At 71.2% G+C, this 16,243-nt stretch carries 13 protein-coding genes, 2 pseudogenes and 1 riboswitch; of the genes and pseudogenes, 6 read left to right on the top strand and 9 right to left on the bottom strand.

The window, feature by feature from the left end; translation table 11 throughout:
* Positions 1–25: 25 nt before the first annotated feature.
* From JHY01_RS27770 to JHY01_RS14265, 3 genes are all read right to left on the bottom strand, one after another.
* Positions 26–1,024, bottom strand: coding sequence for an NlpC/P60 family protein (locus JHY01_RS27770; protein ID WP_205326314.1), 999 nt, complete (start codon positions 1,022–1,024; stop codon positions 26–28).
* A 7-nt stretch (positions 1,025–1,031) separates the two neighbouring features.
* Positions 1,032–1,199: riboswitch (cyclic di-AMP (ydaO/yuaA leader) on the bottom strand.
* Between the two features lie 335 nt (positions 1,200–1,534).
* Positions 1,535–2,362 (bottom strand): spermidine synthase, encoded by an 828-nt coding sequence (locus JHY01_RS14270; RefSeq protein WP_205326313.1) that lies wholly within the window; start codon positions 2,360–2,362, stop codon positions 1,535–1,537.
* A gap of 61 nt (positions 2,363–2,423) precedes the next feature.
* Complete coding sequence (locus JHY01_RS14265; protein ID WP_205326312.1) at positions 2,424–3,068, bottom strand: MerR family transcriptional regulator; 645 nt, start codon at positions 3,066–3,068, stop codon at positions 2,424–2,426.
* A 96-nt stretch (positions 3,069–3,164) separates the two neighbouring features.
* Here JHY01_RS14265 and JHY01_RS14260 point away from each other — a divergent pair, with 96 nt between their 5' ends.
* Positions 3,165–4,703, top strand: a complete 1,539-nt coding sequence (locus JHY01_RS14260; protein ID WP_205326311.1) for a heparinase II/III family protein — start codon at positions 3,165–3,167, stop codon at positions 4,701–4,703.
* On the opposite strand, the gene JHY01_RS14255 is transcribed toward JHY01_RS14260, so the two are convergent.
* A complete protein-coding gene (locus tag JHY01_RS14255) occupies positions 4,650–6,374 on the bottom strand; it encodes a SulP family inorganic anion transporter (protein WP_205326310.1) in 1,725 nt (574 codons plus the stop codon). The genes JHY01_RS14260 and JHY01_RS14255 overlap by 54 nt on opposite strands.
* Before the next feature lie 95 nt (positions 6,375–6,469).
* Here JHY01_RS14255 and JHY01_RS14250 point away from each other — a divergent pair, with 95 nt between their 5' ends.
* Both JHY01_RS14250 and JHY01_RS14245 read left to right on the top strand, forming a co-directional pair.
* Complete coding sequence (locus JHY01_RS14250; RefSeq protein WP_205326309.1) at positions 6,470–6,922, top strand: hypothetical protein; 453 nt, start codon at positions 6,470–6,472, stop codon at positions 6,920–6,922.
* Positions 6,919–7,392, top strand: a complete 474-nt coding sequence (locus JHY01_RS14245) for a hypothetical protein (RefSeq protein ID WP_205326308.1) — start codon at positions 6,919–6,921, stop codon at positions 7,390–7,392. Before JHY01_RS14250 ends, JHY01_RS14245 begins: the two co-directional genes overlap by 4 nt.
* Here JHY01_RS14245 and JHY01_RS14240 read toward each other — a convergent pair.
* Positions 7,389–8,282, bottom strand: coding sequence for a GNAT family N-acetyltransferase (locus JHY01_RS14240; RefSeq protein ID WP_205326307.1), 894 nt, complete (start codon positions 8,280–8,282; stop codon positions 7,389–7,391). The genes JHY01_RS14245 and JHY01_RS14240 overlap by 4 nt on opposite strands.
* Positions 8,283–8,677: 395 nt before the next feature.
* Between JHY01_RS14240 and fdxA the strand changes: the two genes are divergently transcribed.
* Complete coding sequence (fdxA, locus tag JHY01_RS14235; protein WP_205326305.1) at positions 8,678–8,998, top strand: ferredoxin; 321 nt, start codon at positions 8,678–8,680, stop codon at positions 8,996–8,998.
* Between the two features lie 5 nt (positions 8,999–9,003).
* A pseudogene (gene dapC / locus JHY01_RS14230) lies at positions 9,004–10,113 on the top strand (succinyldiaminopimelate transaminase); the annotation flags it as partial.
* An 82-nt stretch (positions 10,114–10,195) separates the two neighbouring features.
* Here the strand turns inward: dapC and JHY01_RS14225 are convergent.
* Entirely contained in the window at positions 10,196–10,708 is a 513-nt protein-coding gene (locus JHY01_RS14225) for a hypothetical protein (protein ID WP_205326303.1), read from the bottom strand.
* Positions 10,709–11,045: 337 nt separating this feature from the next.
* Between JHY01_RS14225 and JHY01_RS14220 the strand changes: the two genes are divergently transcribed.
* Positions 11,046–14,051 (top strand): AAA family ATPase, encoded by a 3,006-nt coding sequence (locus JHY01_RS14220; protein WP_205326302.1) that lies wholly within the window; start codon positions 11,046–11,048, stop codon positions 14,049–14,051.
* A gap of 75 nt (positions 14,052–14,126) precedes the next feature.
* Here the strand turns inward: JHY01_RS14220 and JHY01_RS14215 are convergent, their stop codons facing one another.
* From JHY01_RS14215 to JHY01_RS28145, 3 genes and pseudogenes are all read right to left on the bottom strand, one after another.
* Positions 14,127–14,984 carry an ABC transporter permease gene (locus tag JHY01_RS14215; protein ID WP_205326301.1) on the bottom strand — a complete coding sequence of 286 codons (858 nt, stop codon included), beginning with the start codon at positions 14,982–14,984 and terminating at the stop codon, positions 14,127–14,129.
* Between the two features lie 29 nt (positions 14,985–15,013).
* Complete coding sequence (locus JHY01_RS14210) at positions 15,014–15,973, bottom strand: ATP-binding cassette domain-containing protein (protein WP_205326300.1); 960 nt, start codon at positions 15,971–15,973, stop codon at positions 15,014–15,016.
* A 69-nt stretch (positions 15,974–16,042) separates the two neighbouring features.
* A pseudogene (locus tag JHY01_RS28145) lies at positions 16,043–16,222 on the bottom strand (hypothetical protein); the annotation flags it as partial.
* Positions 16,223–16,243 lie beyond the last annotated feature (21 nt).

Here is a 16,243-nt window from a genome sequence, read left to right as displayed (position 1 = left end):
CCACGCTCGTTCATGCTCGCGGTGATCAGACCCGGCGGTAGCCGTCGATGGACATGCCCATGTCGAGGTCCGAGATCTTCACGACGTCGCCCGGCTTGGGGGCGTGGATGACCCGGCCGTCGCCGATGTACATCGCCATGTGGCCGAGATTGCTGTAGAAGACCAGGTCGCCCGGCTTCAGGTCGGACCGGTCGATGGCGCTGGTCTCGTCCCAGATCGCGTTCGTGTAGTGCGTCAGCGAGATCCCGGAGACCGCGTAGGCGCCCTGAACGAGGCCGGAGCAGTCCCAGGTGTCGGGGCCGGCGGAGCCGTAGACGTAGGGCTCGCCGAGCTGGTCGCGGGCGAACTCCACCGCGGCGGTCGCGGCGTCGGCGCTGTAGGTCGCGGCGGACCCGGAGTCGGCGCTGGGGGACGACTCGCTCGACGCGGCGGCCTCGGCGGCGGCGGCAGCAGCGGCTTCGGCTTCGGCGGCGGCCTCGGCTTCTGCGGCCTCGGCTTCGTCGTGGGCCTGCTCGGCCTCGTCGATCTGCGCGTCGAGTCCGGCGATCTCCTGCTGCGCGGCCTTGATGTCGGCCGTGAGCTCGTCGACGGTCTCGGCGGCCGCTTGCGCTTCCTCGTACTTGTCGGACTGCTCCTGCGCGTAGGCCACCAGGGTGGCGACTTTGGCGTCGAGGTCGTCTTCGGCGGATTCGACCGCGGCGGTGACGACGGTGAGCTGCGCGTGCGAGGTGCCGTAGGCCGCGGCGGCGTCGTCGATGACGGCTTGGGCCGCGTCGAGTCGGGTCCGGAGGCCCGCGAGATCGGCGGCGGCGGTATCGCGCTGGGTTTCGAGATCGGTGAGGTGGTCTTCGATCTCGGCCGCGGAGGCGGCGGTGTAGTCGATGTCGGCCGCGTCGGCGTGGCTGCCGGCGAAGGCGGTCACGAGCCCGACGGTGGCGAGTGTGACCCCCGTGTAGGCGGCGACGCGGCGGATGACGGCGCTGGTTCGCGAACGTCGTGCGGTGTCAGAGCAGGCGTGAGCCACGAGGTGGCCTTTCTTCCTCGGCCGCCTACCGGGTTAGCTGTCGGGTTCGGGCAGGGAAGAGCGCCCTACCCGCTGCGGCTGCGCTGCAGCGGGATTCACCCCGTGTGCCACGGCGTTCGAATTGGGGGACGCGGCACGGCTGGGTCCCCGGCCCGCGCATCGGTGTTTCGCCCGGAACCGGGAGGAACGGGCGTCATGCGAGCGCGGCTCGGCGGTCCGGACGGGTGGGTCTCTGGGGGAGCCCTGAGGACCCGACCGGAACAGGCGCCGACGCTAACGCATGGTGACCCGGATCGCCAAGTCTGCTGTGAGTCGCTCCACAGTCCAGTAACGGACAGTGAGGACGAGCAGGGAGACAGGGGTGCTATCCAGCGAGTTTATTGCCCGAACGGCCGACCCGCGGATGGCCGGGCGGCGGCGGGCGAGCATCGCTCAGATTCGCGACCGGCGCCGGTCTCGAGGGGCCCGGCGGGGGGGCAGGAGCGGGGGCGGCGGCGACCGTGACCGCGGTCAGAAACTCCGCAGGGATCGCGGGGGCGGCGGGGACTGGATCGCGGTCGCGTCCGTGGCCGGAGGAGCGCCGCCGATGTACTCCTTCAGCTCGGCGCCCTCCAGCACCCGGCACGGGAAGGCCGCGCCCGCGCAGCGGCGGCGCAGGTCCGCCACCAGCAGCTCGACATCGGCCGCCACCGCGACCACGTTGCCGAACCGGCGTCCGCGCAGCACCGCGGGCTCGGCCATGACCGCCGTGTGCGGCCACACCGCGCCCATCGCCGCGAGTGCGGGCTTCAGGAACTGCATCCGGCCGCCGTCGCAGAGGTTCACCGCGTAGTGCCCGCCCGCGCGCAGCACCCGCCGCGTCTGGTCCAGGAACTCGGTGCTCGTCACGTGCGCCGGGACGCGGGCGCCCGCGTACACGTCGGTGACGATGAGCTCGTAGCTCGCGTCGGGCGCGGATTCGACGGCCTCGCGCGCGTCCGTGTGCCGGATCTTCACCTTCACGCCGCGCGGCAGCGGGGCCTCGGCCCGAACGAGCGCCACGAGGTCCTGGTTCGTCTCGACGGCCTGCTGGTACGAGCCGGGCCGGGTCGCGGCGACGTACCGCGCCATCGCGAGCCCGCCCGCGCCCAGGTGCAGGACCCGCAGCGGCCGCTTCGGCGCGGCCATCGCGTCGACGAGGTACGCGATGCGCTGCATGTACTCCGCATCCAGATAGGACGGGTCGTCGAGGTCGACGGTGGCCTGGACGACCTCGTCGGCGACGAGGTGCAGGAGGTTCGGACGGTCGGGGTCGCGGTCGATGCGCAGGTTCGGCCGTTCGGCCTCGGGCGGGTTCACGGACCAATTGTGCCCGACGGACTCGCCTGGGGACCGTGTCCAGGCTGCCAGGGGCCGAACGCTACGGCCCCTGCCCGGCCTGGGTCCTGGCCGAGGCCGCGACGTGCGCGATGCGGCGCAGCGCCGCGAACATCGTCTCGCCGAGCACCGTCGCCACGACGGCCTGCTCGACGTTCACACCCTCGATCCGGGTCGCCTCCGCGATCGCCTCCATGTCCGCCGAGGCCAGCGCCGCCGCCGCGTCCGCGTAGTGGCCCAGCACCTCCTGCGGGTCCGGGTTCCCCAAGCGGTAGAACGCGGTGAGCGCCGTGACCAGTGCGTCCCGGTAATTCGGCGGGGCGACCTCGGCCCAGCCGTACTCGTTCAGGAGCCGGTCCACGGTGCGTTCGGCCGCTTCGATCGTGTCCTCGCTCGCGAGCGAGAACTTCGGGTCCCGGTGGGTCGCCGCCAGGGTCGCGCCGAGCGCCTGGAACGCCGACTCCGGATGGCGTCCGAGCACCGTGAGCACTTCGCCGATCTGCGCGACCGAGAGCCCGGCCGTCTCCGAGAGGGCGCGGATGAGCGTCAGCCGGTGCACGTGGGCCGGACCGTACTCGACGGTGTTGCCCTCACCGTGCTCGCCCGCTTGGAGCAGGTGCTCCCGCAGGTAGTACTTGATGGTGGCGGCCGGAACGCCCGTCCGCTCCGACAGCTCCCCGATGCGCATACGAGGGAGTCTATGACGGAATGCGCGCCCGCGTTACCGTTGAGCCGGGCAGGAACCCCCGCCTTCAATCCGCCCCACCTGGAAAGGCGACGGTCGATGAATGACCTTCGTTCCGCACTCCTCGAAGAGCTGCGCGAGATCGCCTCGCTTCCCGTGCCCGACTTCGACGCCGGCCTCGCCGACGACTACGCCGAGACCGGCCGCCGCCTGCCGTACGAGAACCAGTACTTCGCACGGCGAAGGCACCTCGCCGCGCTCGCGCTCGTCGGCGACGGCGCCGTCCTCTCCACCCTCGTCGCCGACATCTGCGACGAGCGCTCCTGGGCCCTCCCCGCCCACTGGGACGACGGCGACCCGGGCACCTGTGTCGACCTCTTCGCGTGCGAGACCGCGCAGGCCCTCGCCGAGATCCTGCGCCTGCGCGAGGACGTGAAGGACCGCGAACGCGTCGAAGTCGAGATCCGCCGCCGCGTCCTCGACCCGTTCTTCGACTCCGAGCAGCCGTTCTGGTGGGAAGAGCGCTTCTCCAACTGGACCGCCGTGTGCGCCGGGGCCGCCGGGATGGCCGCCCTCGCCCTCGGCTACGACACCGACGTCATCCGCGGCCGCGTCCTGCCCGCCCTCCAGGCCTACCTGTTCTCCTTCGGGCCCGACGGCGGCTGCGTCGAAGGCATCGACTACTGGGTCTACGGGTTCGGCTACTTCACGTACTTCGCGGAGGCCTGGCGCGACGCGACCGGGGAGGACCTCCTCGCCGGGACCGAGGCCATCGCCGCGTTCCCCGCCAACGTCCAGCTCTACCCGCGTTCCTTCGCGACCTTCGGCGACGCCGACTACAACCCGTCGCTGCCCCCCGGCCTCCTCTCCCGCCTCTCCGACCGGCTCGGCGTCCCGCTGCCCGCGATCGAGCACGCGCCGACCTTCGCCGACGACTACTGCGCCCGCTGGGCCCACCTCACCCGCACCCTCGACTGGGGACGCGAACTCCGCGGCGAGATCGCACCCGGCCGCACCCTCCTCGCGGACGTCGGCTGGTACGTCGAACGCCGGCTCATCGGCCGCCGCATGTGGTCCCTCGCGGTCAAGGGCGGCTACAACGAAGAGCCGCACAACCACCTCGACCTCGGCTCGTTCATCATCGCCGCCGACGGCGAGCAGCTCCTGTGCGATCCCGGCGCCGGCGAGTACACCGCCGCCTACTTCGGCGAGGAGCGGTACGAGCAGGTCCACCCGTCGTCGACCTGGCACTCCGTCCCCACCGTCGAAGGCGCCTCGCAGCAGGCCGGGGAGGACTCCCGCGCCGAGCTCGTCTACACCGACGACGGCGTCGACGCCTATATCGACGCGTACGGCGACGGCGCGCTGCTGCGCAAGTTCACCTGGACCGAGGACGGCATCGAACTCTTCGACGCCGGGCCCGAACTCGTCGAGTCCTTCATCAGCCGCATCCGGCCCGAGACCGAGGGCGACCGCGCCACCTGGACCGGCGAACGCGGCACCCTCGTCCTCCACGGCGTCGACCCGGGCACCGTGCGCATCGAGGACGTCGAGACCACGACGCACATGGGCCTGCCCGAGCGGCTATGGGCGCTCCGCTTCGACTTCAGCGGCAGCCTCCGCTTCGAGCTGCTCTAGGAGCCCGTCGGCCTTGAGGCGCCGGCGGGCGGCCGCGATGGCCTCGCTGGTGTGCTCGAACAGCCGTCCCTGCTGCCAGATCGGTTCGAGAATGCCCAGGGCCGCAAGCGGTTTGGCGTGCACCGGTGCGAGGCCGGAGAGGTAGACCGCTATGCCGCGGTGCTCCAGTCGCTTGATCGCGTCGGCGAGCACTCTCGCCCCCGAAGCGTCTATCGTGGACACGCGGCTCATCCGCAGCACCACCACCCGCACGTCGGCGACGTCCAACAGCTGCAGCAGGAACCGGTGCGCGGCGGCGAAGAACAGCGGGCCCTCGAGCCGGTACGCCACGATGTGCTCATGGAGCAGCGCCGCCTCCTCGTCGTGGTGGTCGGCCGGATCGATCGGCTCCTCCTCGACCGAGACGGACCGCGAGATCCGCCCCAGCGCCAGCAAACCGGCGAGCGCGATGCCCACGGCCACGGCCCACACCAGGTTGAACAACACCGTCGCCGCGAGCGTCAGCCACATGACCGCCGCGTCCGCACGCGTCGACCGCGCCAGCGCCAGCATCGAACCGACCTCGATCATCCGGATCGAGGTCGCGATCAGGACGCCCGCGAGCGCCGCGAGCGGCACGTGCGCCACCATTGGAGCGAGCGCGAGCATCATGAGCGCCAACACGATCGCGTGCGTCAGCGACGCGAGCCGCCCGGCCGCCCCCGACCGCACGTTCACCGCGGTCCGGGCCAGCGCCCCCGAGGACGGCATGCCGCCGAAGAACGGCGTCACGAGGTTCGCCATGCCCTGCCCGAACAGCTCCCGGTCCGGGTTGTGGTGCTGGTCGACGGTCATGTTGTCCGCCACGGTGGCCGACAGCAGCGACTCGAGCGCGCACAGGGCGCAGATCGCGACGGCCGCGGCCACGAGCTCGGGCATCTCCGCGAAGTCGAGGAAGGCCGCCTCGGGGGCCGGGATGGTGCGCGGCAGCGAGCCGATGACCGCCGCCTCCGCGTTCGCCCACCAGGTGACGACGGTGGCGGCGACGACCGCGAGCAGCGGCGTCGGGATCTGGGAGTGCAGACGCGAGCCGAGGAGGATCGCGGCGGCCACCCCGAACGCGACCGCGAGCGGGGCCCAGTTCGGCTCGGCCGCGAAGGTACGCAGCGATTCCCATGCGCCGCTGAGGATATGGGCGTTCTGCGCCGGAAGCCCGAGGGAAGGGGGCAACTGCTGGACCGCGATGACGATCGCGACCCCGGCGGTGAAGCCCTCGACGACCGGGACCGGCACGTAGCGCGCGTAGCGGCCCGCGCCCGTGATCGCGAGGACGACCAGCATGAGCCCGGCCATGACGCCCACGAGCATCACGCCCGCGTGGCTGTGGGTGGCGGCGAGCGGCACGAGGACCACGGCCATGGTGCCGGTGGGGCCGGTGACCTGCAGGTTCGAGCCGCCGAGCAGCGCGGCGAGGACCCCGGCGATGATCGAGGTGATGAGCCCGGCGAACGCGCCGAGGCCCGAGGCGATCCCGAAGCCGAGCGCGAGCGGCAGCGCGACGACCGCGACCGTGAGGCCCGCGAGGAGGTCGGTGTGCCAGTGGCGGCTGAGGTGGAGGTAGTCGGACCGTTCGGGAAACAGCTGTCGGAAGCGTCGGCGTTTCGTAGCAGTTGTCCCTCGTGTCATGGTCATGGGTTGATTGTCCCGGATCGGTTGATCTGCAAGGACTTCCAGCGGTACCCGGGCGAGTCGCCGACGCTTCCGCCTCCTCCCGTAGGATCGCCTGCGTGCGTGCGAAGGGTCTGGAAGCGGCGATCCGCGTCGGCGGCGCGGTGGTCGTCACCGCCGCGGCCGTGCTCGCGGCCGTCGTCGAATCCTTCCTCGTGCCGTACTACATCGCCGGTATCGCGATCCCGGTCGCCGGGGCGATCGCGTTCGTCGCGAACTGGCGCCTCGCGGCGCTGGCCGTGTACTGGACCGGCGGGCGCTGGTCCGTCCTGCTCACCTCGATCGCCTGGTTCGCCGTGGTCCTCGCCGGGTCGATGCCCACCGATGCGGGCTCGTTGGTGATCACCAGCGGTTTCAACGGCTACATGCTGCTCCTGGCGGGGACCGCCGGGATCGCCGTCGCGCTGTGGCGGTATTTTCGACCCACGCCGAACGCCAAACGCCGATCCGTCGACGGCCTCCGGGCCGCGGCGCAGGCCACCCCTACCGCTACGAAGGAGTCCCGACCGTGACCCTCCTCAGCCGCCTCCTGATGCCGCACTGGCCCTCGATCTACGGCTTCGCCCTGGGCCTGATCGTCGCCAACCTGGCCGGCCGCTTCGCGTCCACCAAATGGGGCGAGGGCACCGCCGTCGGCGACCTCGTCGGCGTCTTCACGTTCGGCGCGATGGCCGCCGTCGCGATCGCCGCGGGCATCTGGTGGGGCGTGCGCCGCCGCCGCCAGGAGATCACCGGCGAGCTCCTGCCGATCTTCGTGGTCGCCACGCTGTTCACGGTGCTGGTGAACCCGCTCATCGCCGGGGTCGCGTATCCGTCGCTCGACGGCGTGTTCTCGCAGACCCTCATCTACTTCGCGCTGCTGGCGGTCTCCGGCTGGGTCGGCTACCTCATCGTGATGGCGCTGGGCGTCGACATGTACGGCCGCGAGCTCAAGGCCACCCGGATCGCCTTCGAACGCAAGGCGAACCCGAAGGCCGCCTAGGCCTTCACCGGCCCGCGGTACCGGTACCGGTACCGCTCGGCGTAGCCGAGCCGCTCGTACATCGCGATCGCGGCCCTGTTGTCGGTCTCGACCTGGAGCGCGGCCCGCCGCGCTCCGTTCTCGTACCCCCACGCCTCCAGCGCGTGCAGGATCTCGGTGCCGAGTCCCTGGCGCCGGTACGCCGGGAGCGTCCCGATGGACGTGATCGCCACGAGGTCTCCGGCGATCGCACCCCGTCCCCGGGCGGCGAGTTCGTCTCCGCGCCAGATCTCGGCGTACCCCCGGCCGGTGCCCGAACCGAAGACCGCCGCCGCGATCGCGGGCCTGCCCTGCCCGATCTGTTCGAGCAGCGCCTCGCCCGGTGCGTCCGCGACGACCGCTTCGCCTTCGTACGCGGCACGGTCGTAGACGGCGCTGTCGAGCGGTTTCACCATGACCGCGGTGCCGGCCTCGGCCTCCCAGCCGCGTGCGGCCAGCTCCTCGTCCAGCCGCTTCGCCACGCCTCCGGCCAGCGACACGAGCGGCCGCGCGCCCCGCTCCCCGTACCAGGCCTCGACCGCTTCGAGTGCCGACTCCAGGCCGCCCGGGGGCGCCGTCAGCGCCAGCACGGAGTTCGCGCGGCGCGAGAACCCTTCGGCGTAGCGTAGAACCCATCCCCCCAGTTCGGCGGACTCCAACGCGGGCCAGGTGGCGGCGAGCAGCCGCTCGAGTTCGAGGATCTCCGAGAACGGGGTCGGCTTGGGAGGGATGGGCCGGGCCGCGACGACCGCCGCGGCCTCGATGGTGACGACCGCCCCCGAAGCGGGCAGTACGCGCCAGAGTTCAGGGCCGATCTCGACAAGCTCGCCCGTGATGTCCGTGAACCGGCGACCCGGTTCAGGCTCGTCCAATCTGATCCGAACCGCCACGCGACGGCCGACATGTTCCGGTCCCAGCATCTGGTGCACCCTCCTGACCACCATCGGGTCCATATTCGGCCTCGTCTGCCCCCCGAAGGGAACCGACCCCAGCCGGGCTTCCCGTTTCATCGACGGGTCGCCGCTGCGCTAGGAGCGCTTCGGCCCGCCCCGTCTCCGCGCTGCAACCGCCGCGGCGGCGGAACGTCACCCATGATCCGTCCGCGATTGCCCTGGCGAGCGTAGTCGGCATGCTTGTACGCGAAACCCGCGCGAGGGCGGCTCCCACCATCCGAGCCGAGGGGAGGAGCCTTCGCAGCCGTAAGCGATAGGCTTTAGGCTCATCTCAGCGCAGTCCGCCCGACTGCGCGCTGTAGGAAGGACGACTCGTGACTTACGTAATCGCCGAGCCGTGCGTGGATCTCCTCGACAAGGCCTGCATTGAAGAATGCCCTGTCGACTGCATCTACGAAGGCAACCGCAAGCTCTACATCCACCCCGACGAGTGCGTCGACTGCGGTGCATGCGAGCCGGTGTGCCCGGTCGAGGCGATCTTCTACGAGGACGACGTCCCCGAGGAGTGGGCCCCGTACACCAAGGCCGAAGTCGACTTCTTCGACGAGATCGGCAGCCCCGGCGGCGCCTCCAAGGTCGGCAAGATCGACAGCGACGTCCCGTTCGTGGCCGAACTGCCCGCGAAAGAGGAGTAGCCGCGATGGCGCTGCGCCGCCTTCACAGCGCCTCTCCGGCCAGGCGGCTGCCGCGCTTCCCGTGGGACCGCATGGGCCCGTACCAGGAGCGCGCGGCGGCCCATCCCGGCGGGATGGTCGACCTCACGGTCGGCGCCCCCGTGGACGAGGTGCCGGAGTCGATCCGGCAGGCGCTCATCGACGCGTCCGCCCGGCCCGGTTACCCGACGGTGGCCGGCCCGGCGGCGCTCGGCGGGGCGATGCGGTCGTGGCTGCACCGGCACACCGGCGTGGCCGAGGACGTCGCGGTCCTGCCGACCGTGGGTTCCAAGGAGCTGGTCGCGAACCTGCCGCTCCAGCTCGGCATCGGGCCCGGCGAAGCCGTGGCCTATCCGGAGATCGCCTACCCCACGTACGAGATCGGCGCGATCCTCGCCAAGGCCGACGCGGTGCCGGTGGCCGATCCGCGCGACGCGGCCGGCTCGCGACTGCGCCTGGCGTGGATCAACTACCCGACCAACCCGACCGGCGAGGTCGCCTCCGTCGAGCATCTGCGCGACCTGGTCCGCTGGGCCCGGGACGGCGGCGTGGTGCTCGCCAGCGACGAGTGCTACCTGACGCTCGGCTGGGACGAGGAGCGCCCGCCCGTCTCGATCCTCGATCCGCGCGTGAACGACGGGGACCTCACGGGTCTCCTGGCGGCGCATTCGCTTTCGAAGCGCTCGAACCTGGCCGGATACCGCTCGGCGTTCCTCGCCGGCGATCCCGCGCTGATCGCCGACCTGTTGGAGATCCGCCGCCACTCGGGCTTCATGGTCCCGTGGGCCGTCCAGCAGGCCACCATCGCGGCGCTGCACGACGAGTCGCACGCGATCGAGCAGCGCGCCCGCTACGAGAACCGTCGCGGCGTGCTCCGCGGCGCCGTCGAGGCCGCAGGGTTCCGCATCGACCACTCGAGCGCGGGCCTGTACCTGTGGGCCACGCGTGGCGAGGACTGCTGGGACACCGTGCAGTGGCTCGCCGAACGGGGCATCCTCGCCGCGGCGGGGGAGTTTTACGGCGCCAAGGGGAACCGGCACGTGCGCCTGTCACTGACCGCGACGGACGAGGCGATCGCCGACGCCGCGCGGCGGCTGAAGTTACCGCAGCGGACACGGCGAAGGGCCCGCGACCGGATGTCGCGGGCCCTTCGCTCGTCCTCGAGTAGACGGTGCTCGTCTACGGCAGTCCCGGAACCGGCACGGGCAGGCCCGGGTCGTCGACCGGCGGCTCGACCACAGGAGGCGGCTCGACCCCGGGAGGCGGCTCGACCGGCGGCAGCAGGCCCTTGACGACCTCGACGACCTGCCTGCAGACCTCGGTCAGCGCGCTGACGTCGGGCACGTCGGGGACCCCGGTGCCCGGGTCGGGCAGCGGCGGCAGCTGCTCCGCCTCGGCCGGCACGTCGGGCACGGCGGGCGGCGGCAGCTGCGCGATGAGCCCCTGAAGCTCCGTGAGGCACCCCTGGAGGTCGAGCAGCGCCGCCGGGTCCGGCAGCCCCGCGGGCGGGTCTACCGGCAGCGGCGGCAGCTGCTCCGACTGCGCGGTCTCGACGGTTTCGATCTCGGCCGCGCTCACGGCCGGTGCGCCCGCGAGCATCACGAGCGGGACGGCGGCCCCGATCACGACGGTCCGCCAGGTCTTGGTGGTCGGCTCGGTTCCGGTCTGGTCGGTGCGTTCTGCTTTGAACATGGACAGTGCCATGAGGATGTGCCCCCGTTGATCGTCGGCGTTCCCGGCTCAGGCGCGGTCTGTGCGAACCGCCGGTAGGGGCGACTCGACCGCCCTTCGACACCGAGATGTCTACTTTCCGTAGCACTTTAAGGACTGTGCGTATGCAACGAGTGGTTTCCCGGAAACCAATCCGCACCTTTGTCGCAGGTGTAAACGGAAGATGGTGCTGACCTGGAGCGGTGCCAAGACATGAGGTAGTTCGTCTGATAGTCGACAATCCACCGCGGAAACCCGCCGGAGGTCCTGGGACCAGAACCCCATGGCGCCTGTCGCACCCTTCGGCCACACTTGTCGGGTGACCTTCCTGATCGGCCGCGACCATCCGGCGGCGGCCCTCCGCTCGGCAGTCGAACGCACCGTGTCCAGCCACGGCGGGCTCGTGCTCGTCACCGGCGAAGCGGGCATCGGCAAATCCACGCTCGTCACCGACATCGCCGCCCGCTTCCGCGGCGAGCTCACGGTCGCCTTCGCGACCTCCTGGGAATCCGAGGCCGTCCCCGACCACTGGCTCTGGGTCCAGGTCCTCCGCTCGCTGCGCGCCCAGCTCGGCGACGAGACCTGGCAGGCCCTCCACCCCGCACCCGCAGTCGACGCGCTGCTCGGCCGGGGCGACGGCGCCACACCCGCCCAGTTCGAGCTCTACGACGCCCTCACCCAGCTGCTCATCGCCGCCTCGCAGCGCACCCCGGTGCTCGTCGTCCTGGACGACCTCCACTTCGCCGATCCCGGCAGCCTCGAACTGCTCAAGTTCGCCTCGCAGCACACCTGGTTCGAACGGATCCTGTTCGTCGGCACCTACCGCGACTCCGAGATCGACCCCGGGCACCGCCTGCGCGCCCGAATGCTCCCGCTCGTCGCCAAAGCCGTCATGATCAGCCTCGAAGGGCTCGACGAGCGCGGCGTCACCGAACTCTGCCGCACCACCGTCGGCGACGCGCCCGACCCCGCCACAGTGGCCGAGATCACCCGCCGCACCGGAGGCAACCCGTTCTTCGTCGAGCAGACCGCGCAACTCTGGGCCTCCGGCCAGCGCGTGGACGCCACCACCGCCGGGATGCGCGACGCCCTGCAACGGCGCATCGACCAGCTCCCCGAGCCGATCGCCCGGATGCTCACCCTCGCCTCGGTCGGCGGACGCGAATTCCACGCGGGCGTCATGGCCCAGGCCTCAGGGCTCGAACTGCACCGGATCGAGACCGCGCTCGACGCGGCCTGCCAGACCCGGCTCGTGCGCCGCGAAGCCGACCGGTACGTCTTCGTCCACGACCTCGTGCGCGAGACGCTCTACAACACGATGTCGAGCGAAGAGGCCGCCCACCACCACGGTTGCGTCGTGCGCGCCCTCGTCGCCGACGAGTCGCTGCAGAAGCTCATGCTCTCCACCGAGATCGCGCACCACGCGTGGCTCGCCGGGGACGACCTCGATCCGGAGATCGCCGTCGACTTCCTCACCCGGGCCGCCCGCGATTCGCAGGGCTGCCTCAGCGTCGCCGGGGCCGAGAAGTACTTTCGGCGGGCCCTCGAACGGTGCACCCCCGCGATGGTCCGCGAGCGGGTGAAACTGCGCCTCGACCTCGCCGGGGCCGTGACCTGGCTGAGCCGCGCGGACCAGCGCCTGGGCGAGGAGGGCCGCGTCCTCTACGACAAGGCCCTCCTCGAAGCCGAGGACTCCGGCGACCCGATGCTGCTCACCCGGGCGGCCGTCGAGGTCCCGCAGGACACCCGCGTCGACGAGCTCGTGCGCCTCAAGACCCTCGCCTACACGCAGCTCGCCGGAGAGGCCCCCGACCCGGAGCTCCCGCACGACGACCTCACCAGGCGGCTGCTCTACGCCTACATGCTCGCCGCTCGCGCCGCCGACTCCGACGACGACCTCTCGTTCGGGCTCTGGGCCGCCCACGCCGTCAACTGGGGACCCGGCACCGCGGCCGAACGCCAGGCCATCGTGGAGGAACTGGCCGAGATCAGCGCCCGCACCGGCGACATGGAGATGCGCCTGTACGCGGCCTCGCTCGGCTGGGTCGTGCTCCTCGAACGCGGCGACCCGGCCTTCCTGGCGCAGCTGGAGCGCTTCTGCGCCCTCGCCGAGGCCAGCGACTCCGAGCGCTGGCGCAGCGGCATGGGGGTCGACCGCGCCGTGATCGACATGCTCCAGGGCCGTTTCGAAGACGCCGAAGCGCGCCTCGCCGAAGCCACCGCCGTGGCCGGAGACGACCCGATGTACCTGCACATGCTCGAACACCTGCAGTGGGAGCTGAGCATCGCCCGCGGGGCGTTGCCGACCACGGTCTCCAAAGGCTGGGGCGAAGCCTTCGGGGCCTGGCATCCGGACCTGCTCTCGGGCATCAGCGCGCTGCGCCGAGGCGATCTCGCCGGCGCGCGCGCCGTCCGCGCGCGGCTCGGGGAGGGGCCCGCGCCGCGCAGCCCCTGGGAGTACCTGTGGATCCGGTTCGAAGCCGAACTCGCCATCGCCGAAGCGGACACGGAGACCGTTGCGCGCCTTCGTGAACGCCTTGGAACGGTCGAGGGCGAGTGGCTGGTCGCGCTGTGGGGCACCAGCGTCCACGGCCCCGTCAGCCACTGGCTCGGCCTCCTCGCGGCCGCGGCCGGCGACACCGCCGCCGCCCGCGTCCACTTCGCGAACGCGGTCGAGCAGTCCGAGCGACTCGGCGCCCACCCCTGGGCCGAGGCCGCCCGCAAAGCCGAGGCCGAACTCGTGACGGCAACGCCCGCAACCGAATCCGAGTCGACCGGCGCGCTCTTCCGCCGCGAGGGCGCCACCTGGACGCTCCACTACGAGGGGCGCAGCGTCCATCTCCCGCACACGAAGGGCCTCGCCGACCTGCACCGGCTCCTGCGGCAGCCGGGCGTCGACGTCGCCGCCGTCGACCTCCTGGACCCTGAAGGCGGCGAAGCGGTCACCGCCGACGCCCGGCTCGGCGGCGACGACCTCCTCGACGCCGAGGCCCGCGCCCGCTACCGCGACCACCTCGAAGCGCTCGACGAGCAGATCGACACCGCAGCCGCGCTCGGAGACGACGCCCGCGCCGCCCGCCTCGACGCCGAACGCCAGGCCCTCATCGAGCAGCTCAAGGCCGCCACCGGCCTCGGCGGGCGCTCACGCCGCCTCGGCGACAACGCCGAACGCGCCCGCAAGAGCGTCACCAACCGCATCCGCAACACCCTCAAGAAGATCGAGGCCGTCCACCCCGCGCTGGCCGAGCATCTGGACGGCGCGGTCGCCACCGGCTCGGCCTGCGTCTACCGCCCCGATAGCGAAGCGCCCCATTGGGATCTTTGACTTCCCCGAGAAACGACCGGGGCCGGGCGGGCCATCTGACCCGCCCGGCCCCGCCGGGTGTTGCGGAATGAAGCCTTACTTGCGGTTGTAGGCCCTGATCGTCAGGAACCCGAACACCGCGATGAAACCGGCCGACCAGATCAGCGTCGTGGCCACCGAAGCGGTCGACACGTTCCCGTCGAACAGGCCCCGCACGCCGTCGACCAGCTGGCTGATCGGCGTGTTCTTCACGACCGGCTGCAGCCAGCCGGGCATCGTCGACGGGTCCACCATGATGTTCGACAGGAACGTCAGCGGGAACATGATCGACATCGAGATCGACATGACGGTCTTCTCCGACCGCGTGATCAGGCCCAGCCAGGTCCACAGCCACGAGAACGAGAAGCAGAAGACCAGCAGCAGGCCCACGCCCAGCAGCACGCCCGTCGCGCCGCCCTCGGGCCGGTAGCCCATCACCAGGCCCGTGCCGAACATGACCGCTCCCGCTGCGGCGTAACGGAACACGTCCGCCAACAGGTACCCGACCATCGGTGCGGCCCGCCAGATCGGCAGCGTCCGGAAGCGGTCCGAGACGCCCTTGTTGATGTCGATGTTCACGCTCATGCCCGTGTACATCGTGGTCATCACGATGCTCATCACCATGATGCCCGGCAGCAGGAACTGCAAGTAGTCACCGGTGCCGCCCGCGATCGCGCCGCCGAACAGGTAGGTGAACATCAGCAGCATCATGATCGGGAAGAGCAGGATGTCGAACGCCTGCTCCGGCACGTGCTTGATCTTCAGCATCGAACGCCAGGCGAACGCCCGCGCCGAGGTGAACGCGCTCGGCGGCGCCGGTCGCTCCCCGGTGGCCAGCAGGCGGCGCAGGTGCTCCTTCTCAACCGGCGCCGGGGCGTCGGCATCGGACTTCGTAGTGGTCTGCGTGACGGTCATTGCGTTTCCTTTCCAAGAGTCCGTAGGTGCTAGGCGTCGACTTTGCCGGTGAGCGAGAGGAAGACCTCGTCCAGGCTCGGCTGGCCGAGCGAGAAGTCGTCCACGAGGATCCCCGCGCGGGCCAGCTCGCCGAGGGCGTGCGAGCCCTGCACGGCGGTGTCATGGCCCGGGGCCAGTCGCGCGGTGAGCGCCACCGGGTCGTCGTCGAGCGCGACCTCTCCGGCCAGCGCCTCGACGAGGATCTGCTGCGCGTGTCCGCGCTGGTCGGCGTGGTGCAGCCGCACCCGGATCGAGCCCGCGCCCACCGAGGACTTGAGCTGGCCCGGCGTGCCCTCCGCGATGACCTTGCCGGTGTCGATGACCGCGATGCGGCTCGCCAGTTGGTCGGCCTCTTCCAGGTACTGGGTGGTGAGCAGCACGGTGGTGCCCTCGCCGACGATCGTGCGGACCACGTCCCACACCTGGTTGCGGCTGCGCGGGTCCAGGCCGGTCGTGGGCTCGTCGAGGAACAGGAGCTTCGGCGTCACGATGATCGACGCGGCGATGTCGAGCCGCCGCCGCATGCCGCCCGAGTAGGCCTTCACCTGCTTGCCGCTCGCGGCGGTCAGCCCGAACGCCTCCAGCAGGTCCGCGGCGCGCCCGCGCGCCGCCGGCTTCCCGTAGCCGTACAGCCGCGAGAGGAGCACCAGGTTCTCGAAACCCGTGAGGTCCTCGTCGAGCGACGCGTACTGCCCGGTCAGGCTCACCTGGGACCGCACTGAGGCGGCGTCCGAGATGAGGTCGCGGCCGAACACGGTCGCGTTGCCGGCGTCCGGACGCAGCAGGGTGGCCAGCATCCGGACCGTGGTGGTCTTGCCCGCCCCGTTCGGGCCGAGCACGCCGTACACCGTGCCGGCCGGGACCTCGAGGTCCACGCCGTCGACGGCCTTGACGTCCTTGAAGTGCTTGACGAGCCCTTCGGCTCGGATCGCGAGGTCGCGCTGCGACATGTCCGCCTCCTGGATGATTCGCTCAGTTGCTCTCATCCAGAAGGCGCTACAGGAACGCCACGGCCCCCGCTACATCCGATGTAGCGGCCCGAGCGGCTTCATCCCAGCTGAGCTTCGCTCGATCAGGTCCCGCTCGATTCCTTGGCCGCGTTCGAGCCGGTCAATGGAGGCGAGCGGCCTGCGAGCGTTCACAGGGCTTCGCAGGAGGTAGGCGGTCTCTCTGAGAGACTCGTACTCATCAAGCGCAACACGTGCCCGGCGCACGCCAGC

This window comes from Glycomyces sp. YM15 (genome assembly GCF_016918015.1).
Taxonomy (GTDB): Bacteria; Actinomycetota; Actinomycetes; order Mycobacteriales; family Micromonosporaceae; genus Glycomyces.
The sequence above is the reverse complement of the archived record's forward strand: the minus strand, read 5'-3'. Positions and strand labels throughout refer to the sequence as shown.